Here is a 1,381-nt window from a genome sequence, read left to right as displayed (position 1 = left end):
AGATGCGATGGGGAGCGTCTGGAAACAGACGCGAAGGGGCTGGCACTAAACTGTCGAGAAAAGCTTCTAGTGAGGAATCAGGCACCCGTACCGAAACCGACACAGGTAGGCAGGATGAGAATTCTAAGGTGCGCGGGAAAACCCTCGTTAAGGAACTCGGCAAAATGTATCCGTAACTTCGGGAAAAGGATAACCCGGCGTACGTGAAGTGCAGAAGCGCACGGAGCGGAACCGGGTGGCAGAAGAGAGGCCCAAGCGACTGTTTACCACAAACACAGGCGTCTGCTAAAGCGAAAGCTGATGTATAGATGCTGACACCTGCCCGGTGCTGGAAGGTTAAGAGGAAGTGTTAGCGCAAGCGAAGCAGTGAATTGAAGCCCCAGTAAACGGCGGCCGTAACTATAACGGTCCTAAGGTAGCGAAATTCCTTGTCGGGTAAGTTCCGACCCGCACGAAAGGTGTAACGATTTGGGCACTGTCTCAACGAGGGACCCGGTGAAATTGAAGTACCTGTGAAGATGCAGGTTACCCGCGACTGGACAGAAAGACCCCATGGAGCTTTACTGTAACCTGAGATTGGATTCCGGTAAGAGATGTACAGGATAGTTGGGAGACGTAGAAGCAAGTACGCCAGTATTTGCAGAGTCAATGGTGGGATACCAACCTTGTTTTATTGGAATTCTAACGAGAAGCCTAACAAGCTTGCGGACAGTCTCAGGCGGGCAGTTTGACTGGGGCGGTCGCCTCCGAAAGAGTAACGGAGGCGCCCAAAGGTTCCCTCAGCGCGGACGGAAACCGCGCGAAGAGTGCAAAGGCAGAAGGGAGCTTGACTGCGAGACGGACAGGTCGAGCAGGGACGAAAGTCGGGCTTAGTGATCCGGTGGTAGAGAGTGGAATTGCCATCGCTCAACGGATAAAAGCTACCCTGGGGATAACAGGCTTATCTCTCCCAAGAGTCCATATCGACGGGGAGGTTTGGCACCTCGATGTCGGCTCATCACATCCTGGGGCTGAAGTAGGTCCCAAGGGTTGGGCTGTTCGCCCATTAAAGTGGTACGCGAGCTGGGTTCAGAACGTCGTGAGACAGTTCGGTCCCTATCCATCGCGGGCGGAAGAAACTTGAAAGGGGCTGCTCCTAGTACGAGAGGACCGGAGTGGACCGACCAATGGTGTACCAGTCATGGCGCCAGCCGTGCAGCTGGGTAGCTACGTCGGGGACGGATAAACGCTGAAAGCATCTAAGCGTGAAACCAGCCTAAAGATGAGGTTTCTCATTGTGAAAACAAGTAAGGTCCCACAAAGACGATGTGGTTGATAGGCCGGGAGTGGAAGTACAGCGATGTATGGAGCGGACCGGTACTAATAGACCGAGGACTTGACT

The 1,381-nt window shown here is 53.7% G+C and carries 1 rRNA gene; it reads left to right on the top strand.

The features are described from left to right. Positions 1 to 1,381 (top strand): 23S ribosomal RNA (locus HMPREF3201_RS05990); the annotation flags it as partial.

Origin of the sequence: Megasphaera sp. MJR8396C, assembly GCF_001546855.1 — a bacterium.
Taxonomy (GTDB): Bacteria; Bacillota; Negativicutes; order Veillonellales; family Megasphaeraceae; genus Megasphaera.
The sequence above is the reverse complement of the archived record's forward strand: the minus strand, read 5'-3'. Positions and strand labels throughout refer to the sequence as shown.